We start from the raw sequence: 19,293 nt of genomic DNA, 5'->3' as shown, positions 1-19,293 counted from the left end.
TGGTTCATCGTTGGTTCTTGGCGGGGAACGCCAAGGCGGGAAAGAGCGGGAGGATCGACAGGCCGAGGGCCCAGGCGAAGGTGACGCCGTACGCCGCGGCCGGATTGCCGGTGTGGTGGTCCAGCTGGCCCTGGAGGACGAGGATGAGTACCGCCGTACCGATCGAGCCACCGACGCGGTTCATCACGTTCAAAGCAGTCGCGGCACGAGGGGCCTGATGTCGCTCGACACTGCCGAAGACCGTCGCCATACCCGGCGCCATCGTTGCGCCGATCCCGATGCCGCGGACGGTCAACGCGATCAGCATCATCGAGGCGGGCAGGCCGGCACCGACGAAAACCAGCGGCACGGTGCCGATCAGGCTGAGCCCGATGCCGACGAAGATCACCCCGCGTGGGCCGATCCGATCGGTGAGCCGCCCGGCGAAGTACGAGATCGCCGCGGCGCCCAGGGCCTGCGGCGCCAGCGAGAGCCCGGCCTCGATAGCACCTCTGTGCTGGACCTGCTGGAAGTACAGCGGCAGGACGAGCATCGAGCCGTACAGCGTGGCGCCGAGCAGGAACGAATTCGTGGTGGCCGCAGTGAAACCGCGTCGGGCGAACAGCCGCAGGTCGATCAACGGCGTCGTCTTCGTGACCAGTGCGTGCACGCAGTACGCGATGAGCAGCACGGTGCTCGCGATCAGCGAGACGATCGCGCGGAGCGAGCCGGCGCCGTGATCGCCGACCGAGGACAGACCGTAGATCAGCGCGGCCAGACCCGGTGACAGCAGGCCGAGCCCGAGCCAGTCGAGTCGTTCGCGAACTGGTGCGCCCGAGCGAGCCTTCGGGACCACCCGCAGTGCCATCAGCAGAGCGAGCAGCCCGACCGGCACGTTCACGAAGAACATCCAGCGCCAGTCCAGCTCCGCCACGATCACTCCGCCGATGACCGGACCCACGACCGGCGCGAAGAGCACCGGCATGACCAGTACGCCGACGATCCTGCCGAGCTGATCAGGCCCAGCGGCCTGTGCCAGGATTCCTTGCCCGACCGGCTGCATCAGTCCGCCACCGATGCCTTGGACGATCCGGAACGCGATCAAAGCGGGCACTGACCAGGCGAAGCCGCAGAGGACCGATCCGGCCACGAACAGAGCAACCGAGCTCAGCCACACCACGCGACCACCGAACCGATCAGCCAGCCAGCCTGAGAGCGGCATGACGATCGAGATCGCCAGCAGATACCCCGTGGACACCCACTGCAGTGTGGACAGTGGATCACCCAGATCGCTTGCCAGCGAGTCGATACCGACGCTCACGATCGTCGCGTCCAGCCCGGCGAGTACGGCGGCCAGGCTGAGCACCCCGCCGAGCTTCAGCAGCACAGGGTCGAGTGGGGCGAGCCCGCCCCGCGTCGCGGCCGGACCAGCCGGGTGGCCGGTGTCGACTGGCATGTCGTACCTCCCTCTCCAGGTTTCGACTGAACTGTATGTTCAACCTAATTTTATGTCAAACCTAGATATGGGTTGGTCATAACTAAGGTAGGGTGCACTTCATGAACGCGCGCGGATCCGGGCTGCGGGAGCGGAAGAAGCAGCTGGCCAGACAGCAGATCTCGGATGTGGCGACGCGGTTGTTCCTGGAGCGCGGCTTCGACGAGGTGACGATCGCCGAAGTTGCCGAGGCGGCCGGCGTCGCCAAGATGACGGTCACCAACTACTTCCCCCGCAAGGAAGATTTGGTCTTCGACCAGCACGCCGAGCTCGTCTCGCACGCCGCGGAAGCTATCGCCGCCCGCGAGAGCGGAGAGTCGGCATTGGCCGCTCTCCACCGCGCCTACTTCGCGGCACTGGACGTCCGGGCCGCGTCGGTCGGGCTTGCCGGTGAGGGATTCGTCAAGATGATCACCGGCAGTCCCGCACTGCTCGCCCGGCTTCGCGAGATCGACGAGCAGCGCGAAGCAGCCATCGCCGCCACACTCGCCGCGGAGACCAGTGCGGCTGTCGACGACATCACGGTGGCAGTCGCCGCGGCGCAACTCGCCGCAGTTCACCGAGTCCTCTTCCGGCAAGCGCTACGCATGACACTCGAAGGCAGGACCCGTGCCGACACCATCGACGAGCTCTCCGGCATGGCTCGGCAAGCGTTCGCGCAACTCGAACCCTCGCTGAGTCGCTACGCCGTCCGTTGACCCGAATCGTTGCCTACAGCATCCACTCGTAAAACGTCATCCTGCTGTAGCCGGACTGTTGACACCGAGGACGAGTGCATCCAGAAGCACAACATGTACCGCCACTACGGCTACGCCGTCTCCGACGTCTGGTACCGCGACCCTGACTCAACCTGCGCGCCCGAATGGCCTTGCGCCCCCGGCTGGCAGTTTCAGTGGGAAGAATGATCCCAATGCGCTGGGTGGCGTCCCTCTTGGGGAGGGACGCCACCCGCCTCAGCTACGGCGGTTAGAACTCCACAGGTAGGTGTCGTAGCCGGTGGTCCCGCCGCCTGGTACGAGTTGCGTGTCGTCCGACGTGAACGCCACGTGCTGTCCGTCGTCGGAGATCATCGGCAGGTAGCTTCCGATCCGGCCGAAGGTGCCGGCCTGGTCCTGCTGATGCGTGATCCAGACCAGGGCGCCCGTCTTCCGGTCGAGCCGGAACACGTCGCTGAGGTCGCCTCGGTCCGCACGTGTCATGCGTCCCGTCGTTCCGAAGGTCACATACCGCCCGTCGGCGGAGACCTGACCAGTCGCGCCCCCGAAAGTCGACGTAGGCCGGCCCTGCTGATCAGCCGAGATCAGCTCGAGCCGGTTGGTCCGCAGATCGCGCAGCCAGACATTCGAGATCGCATCGGGACCCACCGACCCCATCACGACGAAGACCACGAACCGGCCGTCGGCGGACAGCGCCGGTACGCCGGTATCGGCGAAGAAGGACCGTGGGTCCACCGTCACACCAGGCGAAATCGCCCGAGTCGTCTTCGTGGTGCGGTCGTGGACATAGATGGCCGAGACCGTGGAGATCGGCGGTGGCGGACCGGGCTCGATCACGCCGGGGCCGACGAAGGCCACGACCCGCCCATCGGCCGAGATCGTGGGGTCACTGGCGTAGTAGTCGGACTGCTGCCCCTCGGAGGTCACCGAAACGCGTTCGGTCCGCCGGGACCGGAGGTCGCGCACGAAGATGTCCGCGGCGTCATTGGTGTCGCCGGCCACCAGATTGGTCGCAGCCGACGTGAACGCCACGTGCAACCCGTCGGCCGAGATCTCCGGCTGATACGCCCCCAGATCCGCCGGACCACTCGGGCCGACCGAGACCAGCGTCGTACGCCCGGTCCTGAGATCGCGCAGGAACACATCCGGGCTGTCGTTGGTGTCACCCGGCAACAGATTCGACGCGTACGACGTGAACGCGACGTACCGCCCGTCAGCCGAGATCGACCCCTGCCGGCTCTCCCCGTTCCCTTGCACCCCGCCCACGCCGACCGAGACAAGCGACGTACGCCCACTCACCACGTCCCGCACGAACACATCCCGCTGGTCGTTGGTGTCACCACTCACGAGATCACCAGCAGCCGACGAGAACACGACGTACCGCCCGTGCCCCGACACCCCCGACGCATCATCAGCACCACCCCCGTTCGAACCGACCGACACCAACTCGATCGAGCCTATGTGGCTACCGCCGGCGATAGCGGCCGCCGGGACAGAGACCGCTCCCCCCGACACTGCGGCAACTGTGAGTACGACGAGTGCGGCGCGGAACTGCTTCATGGCGTCCCCCTTAAGGACACCAGCTAGATGCACCCACCGCCCCGGAAGTTACAAACCCGCCTCCGTGGCAGTCCCGGTACCAGCAGTTGGAGACTCACCACGGACACGCTTCGCCTACTGGCCGGCCAGCTTGGCCACAACTGGCGCGAGTGTGTCGGCGAAGTTGGCGCCGATGACGAAGTAGGAGAAGCCGATCTCCTCGCGACGTCGTTGGATTTCTTCGGCGGCTGCCGCGGGGTCACTCGGAAGGATGACGAGCGAGTCGGCCGCGCGAAGCGCCGCGGTGTCGAGGCCGGGCCCCGCCATGAACGGAGCGACACCGTCACCGACAGCGGCGACGTGCTGGCCGAGTTCGAGGTCCCGGTCGGCGGGGAAGTTGCGTACCCGGTTCGTGGTTTCCGCCCGGTCGTCGTCTGATGGGAGGACGAACGTGACGGCGTCGGCGACTTCGAGCGCCAGCGCCTGTGACTTCGGTCCGCTCACCGCCATGACAACCGGCGTGTGCAGATCGGGGCCGTCGAACGTTCGCAGGGCGGTCACGGTCTCGCGCATCCTGGCGCGACGTTCAGCGGGGGAGACGGCAGGCTGACCCAGCTCGACTTCGATCCCCGGTCGGCCGGCGCCGATGCCCATTTCGAAACGGCCTTCCGTGAGTACCGACAGCGAATGGGCCTCCCACGCTGTACTCCAGGGTTCGCGCAGGGCGGCGGCATAGACCCACGAGCCGACTCGCAGGTCAGCGATTGCGGCCGCGGTTGCCAGCGTTGGCCCGATTGCTGGCTGCCAGGTGGGAACGTCGGGCATCAGCAACGTCGAGTAGCCGCTGTCGGCGATGCGGCGTACGCGGTCTCGCCACGCCGGCAGGTCAGAATCGATCGGCGCCACGACCCCGAAGCGGAACGGTCGGGTTCGTCGAGTGGCCTGGTCGTTCATCACGGTTCTCCTTGAGTCCGGGACCCTCGTTCAGGCCGCTTACCTTAGCCACGAACCAGCAACCCCGAATCCGACAACCCCGCCGAATCGGCAATAGAACTCGAGGTCATCACGTTGTTCGTCGAGGACGTAGCGGCAAGCCCTCGACGCCAACCCCTCGGCGCCCTCGAGCCCTGAGCACCCCAGCAGCTCGTTCGGGATCAGGTCCGCTTCGGTGATCTTTCGGGTCCGTTGGAGAGGATCCAGCAGAGGGCCGCGACCAGGAAGGTGACGGCGGTCTTCGCCGCCGTCGCGACCGTGTTCGGATCGGGCACGAGCGCCTCGGACAAGTTGTACGACGCGTGCGCGAGGATCGCCGCCCACACGCCACCACGGAGTCTTTCGGAGACGAACAGCATCGTGTAGCTGAGCGGGAACAGTCCGACGAAGAACAGCACTCCGCTGAGGCTGCCGATGCCGTCGTCGTGCTGGCCGGTGCCGGGCACGAAGAACAGCGGAACGTGCCACACGACCCACGCCGACCCGATGACGAGCGTGGTAGGCAGCACACGCAAGGTACGGCGCAACCGTGGCTGCACGAATCCACGCCACCCGAACTCCTCCGACAGCGGCCCCGAGATCAAGGTGTACGCCAGCGCCCCCAGCGGCCCGCCTGCACTCGCGATGGTCGAACTCGCGTGCTCCGGGATGACGTTCAGATCGCCGAGGTGCGCCAGTACGGCGACTATCAGCGCCGGTGCTCCGGCGAACAGCAGTGCCGCTACCGGCCAGCGCACGTTCCAGCGAGCCTTGAACTCCTCTGGACACCGCCGACCGTGGCCCCTCATCCCGAGAGCGGCGAGCGAAGGACCGGCTGCCGCGGCCGCGAACACCAACGCACCAGGCCCGCTGTCGATGTCGGCATGCACCGCCGCGAGCACGATCCACGGTATCCACGACAGGGCGAGCGTGACGACGCCGAAGTGGATCAGGTCATGGCGGATCGCTCGAGGGTCCAGCGGATCCCGGGCAGTCTGCGACGCCACGTGCTCGGCGCTCATCGGAGTCTCCTTGAGTTCTTCGTGGTCGGTTCGGGAGCGCGACCGCCCCGACGTCGAGGACGTGCCTCAGAGGGCCGGCGATCTGGAGCACGTCGAGCGGCTCCGGAGCGATCTCTGTGATGCTTTCAGCTCCGCGGGAGCAGTCGCCCTGACCACTTCCGACAACCACCGGACGGATCCGGTCACCCGGCCGCCGAACTCGTCAGAGCATCAACTTCATCCGCGGAGCAGACGTCAAGGTGAAGCCGACCTGCTCGTACAGGCGACGGCCGTCCGGCGTGGCACTCAGGTCGACGCGATCGGCGCCGATGGATCGAGCCCAGCGCTCGACGTCCTGGACGACTTGCGTGCCGTACCCGCGGCCGCGGTACTCCGGAAGCGTGATGACGTTGGACAGCCGGACGGCACGCCCACGCAGACAGTGCGGTGTCGGAACGGTGAGCTCCAAGGTCCCGATCGCAGCGGCAACCAAACGTCCGTCGACGTCGATCACCGGAAACCAGGCGGTGTCCGCATTGTCGACGTACCGCGCGAACCACTCGCGCGCATGACCCTTCCACGCCTCGTCGCCCTCGTCGAACAGCAACTCCCAGAGCCTGACCAGCGCGTCGATGTCATCGACATTCGCCGTACGCAACGATCCCCTGTCACTGACCACCAAGGCATGCTGGCACAACGGAGGAGCAGCTCGCGCCCGCCGACGCGGCGTTCTGCGAGGAGCAGACAGCACCCTGCAGACGAGGCATCCAACGCAGTGGGTTGCGTAAGGCAACGATTTTGCGGACGGTGGCGAGCCCTGGCGATTGCCTGAAGCACTGACTGATTCCACTCTGTTTGACACGATTTCGTGTCACGCGCGGGATGTATGGCGGTAACTCGCGCACGTCGAGCGGTGTCGCTCGAGCGAGTTTGCATCACATGACGGCCGTGCCTGCTCTATGTATACCAACGGCACGCCTTGTTCGGAGTCGGATCGGCGATCGTCTTCGCGTCCGTGCCAACCAGCTCGGCACGGCCCGAGTGTCCAGTTGGCCTGCGAGCTCGGTGCCGCGGCCGCCGACCACTGCACCCACCTCACCGACGCCCTCGTCTCATCCGGGGTCGTGGCCGGTCTGCTGCCCGCGGTCGAGTTCTTCACCCCGCTCGCCCGCCGCCCCTCAGATGACCGCTACTCTCTGTGCTCGCCGCGAGCCCTTCAGTCTCCGCGAGCTCCCCATTTCTCATCAATGACTAATGCTTCTCATCGATGAGTAATGGAGTTTTGCCGCAGGGTGATGAAGTCCATAACAAATGGCTCGTGGACGCATGTTTTCGCGTCTTTTTCGGTTGACAGAGAGCGACTTACGCTACGGTTTGCCGCAAGGGGAGAGTCACTATCCGGGGGGCCGGCATGTTCAAACGCTTTGCGACCGCATTTTTCGTAATTACCACTACGGTCGTGATGATCGTGCTAGGCCTCACCGCCTCGCCGGCGGTGGCAGCCGAGGGTGATCCTGCGTCCTCCGTTGTGGCGACGTGGACCTGCACCAGCAGTCCGTGCCCATGGGGCCCGTCGGATAGCAGCAATGCGGCGGTCTGGCCGGCCGCGGCCGAACCGGTCCGGGCCCGCTACGGCTATACCGTCTCGCACGACGTGTACGCGCCGGCGCCCAAGGTGGCGGGCTGGAAAATCACCGTCACGTCCGGCAGCGCCACGGTCTACGCAGGCCCGGCCGACGACTCGCACTCGTCGTTGGCCAGTTTGCAGACCGGCGACAGCTACACCGTGCCCAGCACGCTGAGTAGCAGCAGCATCGTGAGCGTGCAGGACGGTGGGTCGTTCGAGTACACGATCACCCCCGGCGCCCCGACCGAACCGCCGCCGGCCTCCGGTGACAGTTCGGTGCTGGCCACCTGGAACTGCACCGGCAGCCCGTGCCCGTCGGGCCAGAGCTACACCAGCAACGCGGGCGTCTGGCCGGCCGCGGCTCAGCCGGTCCGCGCCCGCTACGGCTACACGGTCTCCGCCGACGTCTACGCTCAGGCGTCCAAGGTGGCCGGCTGGAAGATCACCGTCGTCTCCGGCAGCGCCACGGTTTACGCGGGCCCGGCCGACGACTCGCACTCGTCGCTGGCCGCGCTGTCGGCCGGCGAGAGCTACACCGTGTCGAGCACCCTGAGCGGCAGCAGCATCGTGAGCGTGCAGAACGATGGCGCGTTCCGGGTCACCTTCACTCCGGGCGAGCCGACCACGCCGCCGGCGTCCGGCTACGGTTCGGTGCTGGCCACCTGGAACTGCACTGGCACGCCCTGCCCGTCGGGTGCGAGCTACACCAGCAACTCGGCGGTCTGGCCCGCGACGGCTGAGCCCACCCGGGCTCGCTACGGCTACACCGTCTCCCACGACGTGTACGCGCCGGCGGCGAAGGTTGCCGGCTGGAAGATCACCGTCACCTCTGGCAGCGCCTCCGTGTACGCCGGCCCAGTCGGGGACTCGCACTCGTCACTGGCCGCGCTGTCGGCCGGCGAGAGCTACACCGTGTCGACCACCCTGAGCGGCAGCAGCATCGTCAGCGTGCAGGGTGGCTCCGCGTTCGAGTACACGCTCACCCCGGGAGCGCCGGTCACGCCCCCGCCGGCCGGCGACGGCGAGGCGGCCCTGGTGACCTGGACCTGCACCAGCAGCCCGTGCCCGTGGGGTCCGTCGGACAGCGGGTACGCCGCGGTCTGGCCGGCCGAGACCGACCCCAGCCGCGCCCGCTACGGCTACACCGCCTCGCACGACGTCTACGCGACGGCCCCGCAGGTGGCGAACTGGAAGATCACTGTCACCTCGGGCAGCGCCACCGTGTTCTCCGGCCCGGTCGGGGACTCGCACGCGTCGCTGGCCAACCTGTCGGCCGGCCAGAGCTACACCGTGCCGACGACGCTGAGTGGTAGCAGCATCGTCAGCGTGCAGAGCGGTTCGCCGTTCGAGTACGCCTTCGTGCCCGGCCCGCCGGTCCCGCCGACGCCGCCCGCTTGTACCGACCCCACCACCTGCGACCCGGTCTCCTGGGTCAACGCCCGCTGGCGCTACGCCGGCACCGGCGAGAACCCCGGTGACTGGTACGGCGGCGTGATCACCTGGCCGGTCGGCACGGCCTACCAGGGCAACGGCCGCGCCGGCGACAACGCGCGTACCGTCTACTCGGATTCGGGCGTTCCGCTCTACCCGTACATGGGTGCCTGGGCCGACGGGTGCACCGTCCGCGTGGTCACCGGCCGGGTCCTGATCGTCGAGTGGGAGCGCGGTACGGACGAGTGGCGGGAGACCCGCGTGAACGCCGGCCAGTCGTACACCATCTCGCTCAGCGGCTCCGAGAACGGCGCCATGATCGAGACGGACAACGACGTCGAGCCGTTCACGGTCTCGATGAGCAACTGCACCCCGCGGCCGCTCTCGGAGTCGAACAACCGCGTCCCGGTGGCGAACGCCGGTACGCCGCAGACGGTCGTGGCTGGTTCGACCGTGACCCTGAACGGGTCCGGCACCGACGCCGACGGCGACGACCTCACCTACGCGTGGACCCAGACCGGTGGACCGGCAGTGACGCTGTCCAGTACGACGGCGGCGAAGCCGACCTTCACCGCGCCGTCCTCGGCGTCCACGCTGACCTTCAGCCTGGTGGTGCGGGACGGCAAGGCCAACAGCGCGGCGGCGACCACCACGGTGACAACCACCGCGGTGGTCAACACGGTGCCGGTGGCGAACGCCGGTATCGCGCAGTCGGTCAACACGGGTACGACGGTGACGCTGGACGGCTCCGGCAGCCGCGACGCCGACAACGACCCGCTCACCTACACGTGGACCCAGACCGGTGGGCCGGCGGTGACGCTGTCCAGCCGGACGGTGCAGAAGCCGACGTTCACCGCCCCGTCCACCAAGACCACGCTGACGTTCAGCCTGGTCGTGCGGGACGGCAAGGCCAACAGCGCGGCGGCGACCACCACGGTCACCACCAACAACACGGTGCCGGTGGCGAACGCCGGTATCGCGCAGTCGGTCAGCTCGAGTACCACGGCGACGCTGGACGGCTCCGGCAGCCGCGACGCCGACAACGACCCGCTCACCTACACGTGGACCCAGACCGGTGGGCCGGCGGTGACGCTGTCCAGCCGGACCGTGCAGAAGCCGACCTTCACCACCCCGGCCACAGCGGCCACGCTGACCTTCAGCCTGGTCGTGCGGGACGGCAAGGTGGACAGCGCGGTGTCGACCACCACGGTGACCGTCACCGGTCCGAACCTGGCCCGGGGCAAGACCGCCACCCAGTCGAGCACCAGCGGTAGCGCGGTGGCGGGCCGAGCGGTGGACGGCAACACCAATGGCGTGTTCTCGGGCGGCTCGGTGACCCAGACCAACCTCTCCACCCAGCCGTGGTGGCAGGTCGACCTCGGTTCCGCGGCGGCCGTCTCCACGGTCACGGTGTGGAGCCGGACCGACTCGAACCGGATGGGCAGCGGTTCGGTGTTCATCTCCTCGACCGACATGACCGGCCGGTCGATGTCCTCGCTGCAGGCCGACAACGCGGTGAAGGAGATGTCGTTCTCGGCGTTCTCGTCCACCACCAACAGCCTGACCCTGAACGCGGGCAACGCCACCGGCCGGTACGTGCGGGTGCAGCTGTCGAGCATCATCACCACCATGAACCTGGCCGAGCTGCAGGTCGGCGGCACCACCGGCGCCGTGAACCTGTCCACCAACCGGCCGGCCACGCAGTCGTCGACCGACGTCGGCGCCGCCGCCCGGGCCGTGGACGGGAACACCAACGGCGTCTTCGCCGCCGGCTCGGTGAGCCGGACGGCGTCCAGCTCGCAGCCGTGGTGGCAGGTCGACCTGCTGACCAATTCCAAGGTCAGCAACGTCACGGTGCACAACCGGACCGACGCCTCGGCCGACAAGCTGAACAACGCGGTGGTGTTCCTGTCCACCGCCAGCATGTCGGGCCGGACCTACGCCCAACTGATGGCCGACTCCACGGTGACCAAGCTGAACCTCGGGGCGACGCCGGGGGCGGTCACCAGTCTGTCGACCAACACCGTGGCCCGCTACGTCAAGGTGCAGTCACCGGCCACCAGCGCCGGTGTAATCAGCCTGGCCGAGGTCACGGTGACAGGCACCCAACCCAACTAACGCACCACCAGGATCCGTCTCGGTTCGTCCCATCGCCGAAGCACACATCCGGGCTCCACGCCCGACCAACCGTGCGAGGAAAGCCGATGAGCGAGCCGAGACGAATCCTCCGTGCGCGGCGGGCCGGGCTGGCCGACGTTGACGCGGGCCTTTGGCTTACGCCCTTCGCCGACCTGGTCGAGGAACCGGGTCTTGAGCTTCTGGGTTGTGGGGCGGGTGGGACTCGAACCCACGGCCAAGGGATTATGAGTCCCCTGCTCTAACCGGCTGAGCTACCGCCCCGTGTCGGGGTGATGGTATCGGGTGGGTGGGGGTGGTTGGTGAAACCAGGGGGGAGTCAGGGGTTTGACTGAGGGGTGGTTGGGCTCGAGCGGGCATGATGGAGGCAGGTCCCACCGAGGGCCGTTCCATGGAAGGGAAGGCCGATGGGCTGGTTCATCTTTCTCGTGCTCCTAGTGGGTGCGGTCGCGGCGTACAAGTACCGCGTGCCCCTGATTGCCAAGCTGACCGGGCAACCGCAGCAGCGCATCCAGCGCGCCATCGACCGGAAGAAGGGCAAGTAGGTCGCCCGGTCGCGCTGACCAAGGCCGTCACGCTGCCTGGTGTCGTCAGGTTGGGAACTTGAGGCACCAGGCGGTGAGAGTGAGCTTGGCCGTCGTACCGATGTCGGTGTCGACGGGCCAGACGACGGGCTTGTCGTGCGCGCGGGCGGCAATCGACAGGTAGGTGCCTTCGGCTTTGTCCTCGCCCATCTCCACGGTGTTGGACCATGAGACTGCGGCCATGGCGGATTCGCCTTTGCTGAGGCGGATCTCGGTGGGGCCGGGGTCGATTGCCATGTACGAGAGGCCGTGGGTGACGGTCACCTTCATGCGCTTGCGTTTGGCGTCTAGGACGGTTACGTCCGGGTAGCCGTTGACGGTCAGGACCTTGGAGCGGCAGTTGGTCAGCTTGATGACGACTGCTCGGTGGCCGAGGGCAGCCTCCACGATGCCGACCGAGACGGAGGCGCCTGAGGGTGGGCAGGTCGGTCGAGGTGGCGTTGGCGTCGGCTTGGGGGTTGGCGTCGCGTGGCGGGTGGGTGTTGGGGTGCGCTCGGGGATGCCGCCGACGGCGGTCTCGGTGCCGCATCCACTCAGGACGAGCAGTACGGCGATCAGTCCCACCCAGCCGCACCTGTGCATACCCAAAACCTATCCAGGTGACGGCTCACGGCGAGCCTGCTACGTGAGAAGGCCCCGACCGCTGGACGCGGTCGGGGCCTCGAGGTGTGTCAGGCGCGGACTGCAACCACAGTCGCCGCCGCGGTGATCTCGCCAGATCCCTGCGAACCGCGCGCGGAGTTGTAGCCGAAGGCCTCGACCTCGACCACCGTGTCAGCGTCGACGGTGATCAGGCGAAGCGACGTGCCAGTCAGGTCAGCGTCCAGCCCGGGGCTGATGTCGTTGCCCATGATCGTTCCGAGCTCGGTCGTACCTGCCAGCAGTTGCAGCATCGGCTGCACCGCCGGGTCACCGGAGGCCGACGCGGTCGTGCGGTTGAACTTGCCGGACAGGTTGACCAGCCACGTGCCCTTCGGCAGCGTGAACGAACCGACGACGGTGTGACGTGTCGAGAACGACCCGCCGATGTTGGTGATCTTGGTGGCCGCGAAGGACTTGTTCACCTGGGCGTCGCCCTTGACGTCCGTGTCCTTGAGGAATGCGTCGCGGTCGGCGGGCACGATCTTCGTCTTGGGCAGGCTGTTGTCTACTACCTGGGATGCGGCTACTGACCGCGGGCAGAGCGGGTACGACAGGGTCTTACAGTCGGGCTTTACGGCGCCGTTTGCCGCGACCGAGATGCCTACGACGGCACCTACGGCGACGACGCCGGCGATGGCGAGCCGCCCGGCTTTGGTGTTGAGAATCTTGCTGACGTTCACAGGGTTCCTTCCCCTCATCCCCGAGGCCCCCCTCGAGATCTGCGGAGCACGCTAACGGAACCACCTGGTATAGGCCAATAGCGAAATCGTTGGCATATCCTGACGCTCAGTGACGGGAGTCGGCCACTCATGAACATGAGATCGACCTCTCATGGACATGAGAAAAGCCGACCCCATCGGAGCCGGCTTCTGCGTAGCTGTGTTGCTCCCGCGACTGGACTCGAACCAGTAACCTGCCGGTTAACAGCCGGCTGCTCTGCCAATTGAGCTACGCGGGATCGGTGCTTTCCCTGTCCCTGGGAACCCCCGAGGACCTGAGTAGGTTAGCAGGCTGGAGGCGAACTACAAAAACGGGATTCGGGTGCCCGGATCCTGCTTCTGCGTCAGATTCCGAACTCGTCGCGGACCTGTTTCAGGGCCGCTTCGGCCGCATCCAGTACGCCGGGCTGCCCGGGCTCCAATCCCTTGTCCAGAACGAAGTTCCACGTCACCGGGTCGTCCGTGCCGGCCGGATTCCGCCGGGCGACGATCCGGACGCCACGCTTGCCCGCGAGCGGGACGTGGCGCTGTACGACGATGCTCGCGTCGACGCGTTCCCGCAGCAGCTGGCCGAACCGGCCGGGGTCGTCGAGCTTGAGCTCCGTCGTGCGCATCGGCGTACCGAAGTCGCTGGTCTCGAAGATGGTCAGGACGGACCCTTCGGAGTCCCATCCGGCCCGCTCGATCTTCTCCCAGCCGACCCGGCGGACCGCGTCCGGCGCGTCCGTGGGCAGGTAGACGGCCGCTCGCGCGCCGGCTACCCAGTTCCCGTCGGCCAGCTGGGCTGCCGCGAGGATGTCTTCCTTCCCGCCAAGGCTGTGGCGGGCGGCAACGTTCACCGCGTCCGCCAGCTCACGAGGCCAGGACGTACGCCGAAGTCTCACATTGTCATCATTCCAGTCGCTCCAAATCTGTGGTCAGGCGGCGTAGTCGCGGAGGTGGTGGTGGGCTCGGCGGCGGAGGGTGCGGAGGGCTTCTCGCTCGAGGGTGCGGACCTGGTCGGGGGAGAGGTGGAGGGCGGTCGCGGTCTCCTCGGGGGTGCTCGGAGTGTGGCCTTCGAGGCCGTAGCGGTGGTGGAGGACGACCTGGTGGAGGTCGTCGAGGAACTGCAACTGGTGGGCGATGTCGCGGCGAAGGGCAGCACGAAGAACGATTGATTCGTCGTCGATGACCGGCTCCGCGTTGTCGAGGTCGAGCGTCTCCGGAACGATCCGCCAGGCCTGAGCACGCTCGACGCGGGCCAGCGTGAGACCGGTGGCGTCGACCAGGTCCGCCGTGGTCGGCTCCCGCCCGAGTGACTGCGTCAGGTCGTGGCGCAACGACGCGACCCGGCCGGCGTCCGTGTACGCCTGGGCCGGCATCCGCACCAACCGCGACCGGTCCGAGATCGCCCGCCCGATCGACTGCCGGATCCACCAGATCGCGTACGTCGAGAACCGGTGACCGAGCCGATGATCGAACCGCTCGACCGCTCGCATCAGCCCGATGTTGCCCTCCTGGATCAAGTCCAGCAGCGAAATGCCCTTGCCGGTGTACCGCCGGGCCAGCGACACGACCAACCGCAGGTTCCCCTCGATCATCCGCCGCCACGAACTCCGGCCGATCGCCACCACCTGCCGCAGATCGGCCGGATCATGCCGTCCCGGATCCACGCTCAGCTCGGCCGCCGCCAGCAGGCCTGCCTCGATCCAGTACGAGTGCTCGTTCACCTCCTCCCAGGTCAGTAGTTCGTGCTGCCCGATATCGCGCAGGTACGCCACCAGCGCGGTCACATCCGCGGGATCACAGTCCAGTTCGGCCATCCGTTCCCCTCTCTCCTGACAAAGAGAGTGCCGTCTTCAGACCCCCGCGAACCCGACCAATTCCAAGCCTGTGGACAACTCGCTGACGGAGCAATCAGTCCCAGGCGGGATACGACGGAGCAATCTCGGCGTACCGATCCGACCAGTTGGGCAACGAGGAACCGGTGAGGTGAGCGTCGAGCCGATCGAAGAAGGCGTGCGTACCGGGCATGAACCCGCGAGCGTTGGTCGCCGAAAGCCCGGTATGCGTGAAGGTGAGCAGCGTCCCCTCGCCGTCACGACTGAGCTCGTACCGAACGATGCTGTCCTCGACGATCCGCTGCCGCCACTCGTGCTCCAGGACATGCGGCGGATCCCAGACCAGGATCCGACCGGTCAGCCGTTTCGCATCAGGCGCCGCCGGTGGCTCGTCCGGCATCATCTCGATGCTGCCACCCGGACGCCCGTCGATGACGGTCTCGCCGAACCACCCCTTCCGTTCGAGTGGATCGGTCAGTGCCGCCCAGACTGCCTCGATCGGATGCGGGAGGTGACGCCGGAACGTCATGGTGGCGCGGTCGCCGTCGATGGTGAGTTCGCCATAGCGGTCGTTCATTCACGCGGTCCTTTCTGGTCAAGGTGTTGCTCGAGTGCGTCGAGGTGCCGCGGCCAGTACTTGCGGTACCGGCTGATCCAGTTCTCGATCTCCATCAGCCGATCGGCCCGCAGCGCGTAGATCCTTCGCTGGCCGTCCGGGCGGACCTCGACCAGCCCGACCTCACGCAGGATCCGTAGATGCCGCGACACGGCCGGCTGGGTCAATCGGTGCAGATGCGCGACCAGTTCACCGGCCGGACGCTCCCGCTCTGCGAGGAGATCCAGCACTTCTCGTCGACTCGGTTCCGCGATCGCCTCGAACACGTCCATGACCGGAAGTATTACAGAAGGCGTATATACACTTCAAGTCATATATCAACACAGGTGAAATGGTCCATGGCTGGGTCTACCTTGGTCCGGTGCGAGTGGCGACGTGGAATGTGAACTCGGTGAAGCAGCGGATGCCCCGGTTGTTGGGTTGGCTGGATGAGCGGCAGCCCGATGTGGTGTGCCTGCAGGAGACGAAGCTGGCGGACGACGCGTTCACCGCGCTGCTCGGCGACGAGCTCGTCGGCCGCGGCTACGAGATCGGTCTGTACGGCGAAGTCCAATGGAACGGCGTAGCCCTGCTCTCCAAGGTCGGTCTGGAGGAGGTGGTCACCGGCGTCGCCGGTGCACCCGGCTTCCCGAACCCGGAGGCCCGTGCGGTCGCGGCGACCTGTGGAGGCATCCGCATCCACTCGCTCTACGTGCCGAACGGTCGCGTCCCCGACTCCGATCACTACCACTACAAGCTCGCCTGGCTCGCAGCCTTAGCAGAGGTCGTCGCCGAAGGACCGGCAGATCAGATCGTCTGTGGCGACATGAACATCGCCCCCACGGACGCCGACGTCTTCGACCCAGCGGCGTACGTCGGTCAGACGCATGTGACCCCGCCCGAGCGGCAGGCGCTGGCCGACCTGATGGCGGCCAAGGACCTGCACGATGTCGTCCGGGATCGGTGGCCGGATCAGCGCGTGTTCAGCTACTGGGACTATCGCGCCGGCATGTTCCACCAGGACCTCGGGATGCGGATCGACCTGATGCTCGCGACCGATTCGGTGGCCGAGCGGGTCAAGGCGGCGTGGATCGATCGCAAGGCCCGCAAGGGGACCGGGCCGAGTGACCACGCGCCGGTGATCATCGATCTCGACGTAGCGCCGGACGGCGATATCGGTCCCGTCGTACCACCGCCGTCCGCGCCGCGGGCCGGGCGTAAGACCACTACCAAGCTGCCCCAGAACCGCTGATGCGCCGCCCAGCCGCCCTCGCCGCCGCCACCGCCCTCGTGGCAGTGATCGCGACCCTCGCAGCCTGCAGCAGCAACGACAAGACCAGTACGCCGCCACCGCCGCCGGTCGCGTGGACGAAGGTCGACGTCGGTACGGCGGAACCCGTCACCCTCACCGCTCACGAGAATCAGCTGCTCATCGGCCTGCGTCATCGCGGCGCCAAGGTCGTGCCCGAGCTCATCCTGCTCAACGGTGAGAAGCGCACGCCGATCGCGATCAAACCCAACCCCGCGAGCCCGTACGCCTTCGAAGCGATCTGGTACTCGATCGCGTACGACGGCAACAAGCTGCTAGCCCTCGGCGGAGCGTCGGGCGGTGCGCACTCCAACACCCGCTGGACCGTATGGACCGGCTCACCGCAGACCGGACTCATCGAGCGCCCGCAAGACTTCTTCACGTTCGGCGGCCAGACCGCGGGCGACCTCTACAGCGCCGTCATCACCCCGTCCGGCCAGGCGCTGCTCGGCTCATGGGGCGGTGTGGCGACAGGCAACGACGCCATGGTCTGGCTGCCGCAGAGCGACGGCAAGTGGACCCGGCAGGACCCGACGAAGACGGCCCTGCAGAGCACACCGTCCCTCCTGGTCGGACCCAGCTTCGGAACGACGCTCGGCGAGAGCATCCTGCTGATGGGTTCACAGGTGCGGTTGGCGCCCAACGTGGTCGCCCAGGAGGCCGCGGTCTGGCGATCCACCAAACTCAACCAGGGCTGGAGCCGGCTGGCTTTGCCCGACCCGGGCAACCGCAGTCAGGCCTCGACCGCGACCTGTGCCAAGGATTGCGTCATCTCGGGCTACGTCGACGGGCAGTTGGCGATGTGGACGCTCGACGCGGCGGGCACGGCGAAGCGGCTGACCGGTGTGCCGTCGATCCCGGTCGGCGACAAGGACAAGTTGCCGGCGCCGATCGTCGACGGCGACAAGATCACCCAGATCGTTGCCCAAGACAACAAGGTGAAAGTGATCACCGGGCACGACGGACAATGGACGGTCCATGAGTCCACAGGGGGTCCGCAGGGCCCGGTGACGTCCGCCGTGATGATGCCGGACCACAAGCTCTACCTGATCGCCGGCACCGCTCTCTGGCAGACGACCCTCAGCTGAGCAGACCCTCAGAGCAGACCCTCAGCTGAGCAGGCCCTTCACGTACGCCGCCTGTCCGGAGTGCTGGGCGCAGTCGTCGATCACGCTGATCAGCCGCACGCCGAGCGTCACCGGCGGGTTCCACCGCCGGTCGACGATCCGGTCCAGACCCTCATCGGTGACCGTCTCGAGGAACTCGACCGTCCGAGCATGCACGGCGTCGTAGTACCCGAGCAGCTGCTCGGCTGACAGCTTGACCGACGCGACCTGCTCCGAGCTGTGCGCATATCCGGTATCGGCCGCGTCGAGAGGCAGACCGAGCCGCTCGTGCCAGCCGTCCGCGGTGTGGACCTGCTCGTAGCCGCCGGCGTCGGCGAGGTGGTCGTCCTGGACCCGGGTGAGGTGCCAGACCAGCCACGCGATCGAGTTGGCCTTGTCGCCCGGACGGGTGGCCAGCGTCTTCTCGTCGACGCCCTCGACGACGTCGTGCACGACTTCCTGGATCCGGCTGTGTGCGTCGATCAGCAGTTCACTCGTGTTCATGGACGCCACGTTAGCCCCCGCTTCCGACAGATCTAAGGTGGTCCAGGCAGGTCCGGACAAATGAGGAGAAACTGTGGAATACCGCACGCTCGGCGCCAGTGGCGCAGTCGTCTCCACCTACGCGATCGGCACCATGACGTTCGGCAGCGAGACCGATGAGGCCGGCTCGCACACGCAGCTCGATCGGTACGTCGAGGTCGGCGGCAACTTCATCGACACCGCCGATGTGTACTCGGGCGGTGTGTCCGAGGAGATCGTCGGCCGCTGGCTCTCGAAGAGCTCGGCGCGCGACAGCGTCGTACTCGCGACCAAGGGGCGCTTCCCGACCGGCGACAGCCCGAACGACGTCGGCACGTCGCGCCGTCACCTCCGCCGCGCGCTGGACGCGTCGCTGAGCCGGCTCGGCGTCGACCACATCGACCTCTACCAGCTGCACGCATGGGATCCGGTCACGCCGCTCGAGGAGACGCTCAGCTTCCTCGAGGACGCCGTACGCGGCGGGAAGATCTCGTACGGCGGACTCTCGAACTTCACCGGCTGGCAGCTGCAGAAGGCGTGCGACCTGATCGCCCACCGCGGGTGGTCGCCGCTGGTCACGCTGCAGCCGCAGTACAACCTGCTCGTGCGGGAGATCGAGTGGGAGATCGTCCCGGCCGCGCTGGAGAACGGGCTCGGCCTGCTGCCGTGGTCACCGCTCGGCGGTGGCTGGCTGACCGGCAAGTACTCGTTCGACGAGGTGCCGACCGGCGCGACCCGGCTCGGTGAGAACCCGGATCGCGGCGTCGAGTCCTGGCATCGCCGCAGCCAGAACCAGCGGGTGCGTGACGTCGTCGACGCGGTTCGCGAGATCGCGGAGGCGCGCGGGATCTCGATGGCGCAGGTCTCGCTCGCGTGGCTGGTCGACCGGCCCGCGATGACCTCGGTGATTCTGGGTGCGCGCACGCTCGAGCAGCTCGACGACAACCTCGCGGCCGCAGATCTGCACCTGACGGCGGAAGAGACCGAGAAGCTCGATCAGGCCAGTGACCCGGGCGCGGCCGACTACCCGTACGGCATCCCGGGCGAGACCCAGCGCGGCCGCCCGATCACCGGCGGCCGCTCCTAAGCACCTGCGCTCC

General features: G+C 67.3%; 18 protein-coding genes, 2 tRNA genes and 1 pseudogene. 7 read left to right on the top strand and 14 right to left on the bottom strand.

Annotated features, from left to right (window positions below):
- Positions 1 to 4 precede the first annotated feature (4 nt).
- Entirely contained in the window at positions 5 to 1,435 is a 1,431-nt protein-coding gene (locus AB0L70_RS17895) for a DHA2 family efflux MFS transporter permease subunit (RefSeq protein WP_363685226.1), read from the bottom strand.
- Positions 1,436 to 1,536: 101 nt separating this feature from the next.
- Between AB0L70_RS17895 and AB0L70_RS17890 the strand changes: the two genes are divergently transcribed.
- Complete coding sequence (locus AB0L70_RS17890) at positions 1,537 to 2,172, top strand: TetR family transcriptional regulator (protein ID WP_363685224.1); 636 nt, start codon at positions 1,537 to 1,539, stop codon at positions 2,170 to 2,172.
- Positions 2,173 to 2,427: 255 nt separating this feature from the next.
- Here AB0L70_RS17890 and AB0L70_RS17885 read toward each other — a convergent pair whose 3' ends face one another.
- The 4 genes from AB0L70_RS17885 to AB0L70_RS17870 form a co-directional block, all read right to left on the bottom strand.
- A complete protein-coding gene (locus tag AB0L70_RS17885) occupies positions 2,428 to 3,750 on the bottom strand; it encodes a hypothetical protein (protein WP_363685222.1) in 1,323 nt (440 codons plus the stop codon).
- A gap of 114 nt (positions 3,751 to 3,864) precedes the next feature.
- The gene (locus tag AB0L70_RS17880) at positions 3,865 to 4,683 is read right to left on the bottom strand and encodes an LLM class flavin-dependent oxidoreductase (protein ID WP_363685220.1); all 819 of its coding nucleotides are present in this window, start codon (positions 4,681 to 4,683) and stop codon (positions 3,865 to 3,867) included.
- 200 nt (positions 4,684 to 4,883) lie between these two features.
- Positions 4,884 to 5,723 (bottom strand): CPBP family intramembrane glutamic endopeptidase, encoded by an 840-nt coding sequence (locus AB0L70_RS17875; RefSeq protein WP_363685218.1) that lies wholly within the window; start codon positions 5,721 to 5,723, stop codon positions 4,884 to 4,886.
- A gap of 202 nt (positions 5,724 to 5,925) precedes the next feature.
- A complete protein-coding gene (locus AB0L70_RS17870; protein ID WP_363685216.1) occupies positions 5,926 to 6,381 on the bottom strand; it encodes a GNAT family N-acetyltransferase in 456 nt (151 codons plus the stop codon).
- Between the two features lie 346 nt (positions 6,382 to 6,727).
- Here AB0L70_RS17870 and AB0L70_RS17865 point away from each other — a divergent pair.
- Together AB0L70_RS17865 and AB0L70_RS17860 are read left to right on the top strand one after the other, a co-directional pair.
- Positions 6,728 to 6,862: pseudogene (locus tag AB0L70_RS17865) on the top strand (imidazolonepropionase); the annotation flags it as partial.
- A gap of 302 nt (positions 6,863 to 7,164) precedes the next feature.
- On the top strand, positions 7,165 to 10,878 hold the full coding sequence (locus AB0L70_RS17860) for a discoidin domain-containing protein (protein WP_363685384.1): 3,714 nt from the start codon (positions 7,165 to 7,167) through the stop codon (positions 10,876 to 10,878).
- 208 nt (positions 10,879 to 11,086) lie between these two features.
- Here the strand turns inward: AB0L70_RS17860 and AB0L70_RS17855 are convergent.
- Positions 11,087 to 11,160 (bottom strand) — tRNA-Ile (locus tag AB0L70_RS17855).
- A gap of 143 nt (positions 11,161 to 11,303) precedes the next feature.
- Here AB0L70_RS17855 and AB0L70_RS17850 point away from each other — a divergent pair.
- On the top strand, positions 11,304 to 11,441 hold the full coding sequence (locus AB0L70_RS17850) for a hypothetical protein (RefSeq protein ID WP_363685214.1): 138 nt from the start codon (positions 11,304 to 11,306) through the stop codon (positions 11,439 to 11,441).
- Between the two features lie 45 nt (positions 11,442 to 11,486).
- On the opposite strand, the gene AB0L70_RS17845 is transcribed toward AB0L70_RS17850, so the two are convergent.
- From AB0L70_RS17845 to AB0L70_RS17815, 7 genes are all read right to left on the bottom strand, one after another.
- On the bottom strand, positions 11,487 to 12,044 hold the full coding sequence (locus AB0L70_RS17845; RefSeq protein ID WP_363685212.1) for a DUF4232 domain-containing protein: 558 nt from the start codon (positions 12,042 to 12,044) through the stop codon (positions 11,487 to 11,489).
- Positions 12,045 to 12,151: 107 nt separating this feature from the next.
- Positions 12,152 to 12,802 carry a hypothetical protein gene (locus AB0L70_RS17840; protein WP_363685210.1) on the bottom strand — a complete coding sequence of 217 codons (651 nt, stop codon included), beginning with the start codon at positions 12,800 to 12,802 and terminating at the stop codon, positions 12,152 to 12,154.
- A gap of 205 nt (positions 12,803 to 13,007) precedes the next feature.
- Positions 13,008 to 13,080 (bottom strand) — tRNA-Asn (locus AB0L70_RS17835).
- A gap of 105 nt (positions 13,081 to 13,185) precedes the next feature.
- Complete coding sequence (locus AB0L70_RS17830) at positions 13,186 to 13,725, bottom strand: hypothetical protein (protein WP_363685209.1); 540 nt, start codon at positions 13,723 to 13,725, stop codon at positions 13,186 to 13,188.
- A 33-nt stretch (positions 13,726 to 13,758) separates the two neighbouring features.
- Entirely contained in the window at positions 13,759 to 14,643 is an 885-nt protein-coding gene (locus AB0L70_RS17825; RefSeq protein ID WP_363685206.1) for a sigma-70 family RNA polymerase sigma factor, read from the bottom strand.
- Positions 14,644 to 14,737: 94 nt separating this feature from the next.
- Positions 14,738 to 15,238, bottom strand: a complete 501-nt coding sequence (locus AB0L70_RS17820; RefSeq protein WP_363685204.1) for an SRPBCC family protein — start codon at positions 15,236 to 15,238, stop codon at positions 14,738 to 14,740.
- Positions 15,235 to 15,549: a metalloregulator ArsR/SmtB family transcription factor gene (locus AB0L70_RS17815; RefSeq protein ID WP_363685202.1), complete on the bottom strand. Its 315-nt coding sequence runs from the start codon at positions 15,547 to 15,549 to the stop codon at positions 15,235 to 15,237. The genes AB0L70_RS17820 and AB0L70_RS17815 overlap by 4 nt, the downstream gene beginning before the upstream one ends.
- 89 nt (positions 15,550 to 15,638) lie before the next feature.
- Between AB0L70_RS17815 and AB0L70_RS17810 the strand changes: the two genes are divergently transcribed.
- Both AB0L70_RS17810 and AB0L70_RS17805 read left to right on the top strand, forming a co-directional pair.
- Complete coding sequence (locus tag AB0L70_RS17810) at positions 15,639 to 16,508, top strand: exodeoxyribonuclease III (RefSeq protein ID WP_363685200.1); 870 nt, start codon at positions 15,639 to 15,641, stop codon at positions 16,506 to 16,508.
- On the top strand, positions 16,508 to 17,653 hold the full coding sequence (locus AB0L70_RS17805) for a hypothetical protein (protein ID WP_363685198.1): 1,146 nt from the start codon (positions 16,508 to 16,510) through the stop codon (positions 17,651 to 17,653). The genes AB0L70_RS17810 and AB0L70_RS17805 overlap by 1 nt, the downstream gene beginning before the upstream one ends.
- Before the next feature lie 21 nt (positions 17,654 to 17,674).
- Here the strand turns inward: AB0L70_RS17805 and AB0L70_RS17800 are convergent, their stop codons facing one another.
- Entirely contained in the window at positions 17,675 to 18,175 is a 501-nt protein-coding gene (locus tag AB0L70_RS17800; RefSeq protein WP_363685196.1) for a DUF664 domain-containing protein, read from the bottom strand.
- A gap of 73 nt (positions 18,176 to 18,248) precedes the next feature.
- On the opposite strand from AB0L70_RS17800, the gene AB0L70_RS17795 reads away from it, so the two are divergent.
- The gene (locus AB0L70_RS17795) at positions 18,249 to 19,280 is read left to right on the top strand and encodes an aldo/keto reductase (protein WP_363685194.1); all 1,032 of its coding nucleotides are present in this window, start codon (positions 18,249 to 18,251) and stop codon (positions 19,278 to 19,280) included.
- Positions 19,281 to 19,293: the final 13 nt, after the last annotated feature.

It is taken from the genome of Kribbella sp. NPDC051952, assembly GCF_040680855.1.
In the GTDB taxonomy this organism is placed as follows: domain Bacteria; phylum Actinomycetota; class Actinomycetes; order Propionibacteriales; family Kribbellaceae; genus Kribbella.
Note: the sequence above shows the minus strand (reverse complement) of the source record. Positions and strands in the feature narration are given on the sequence as shown.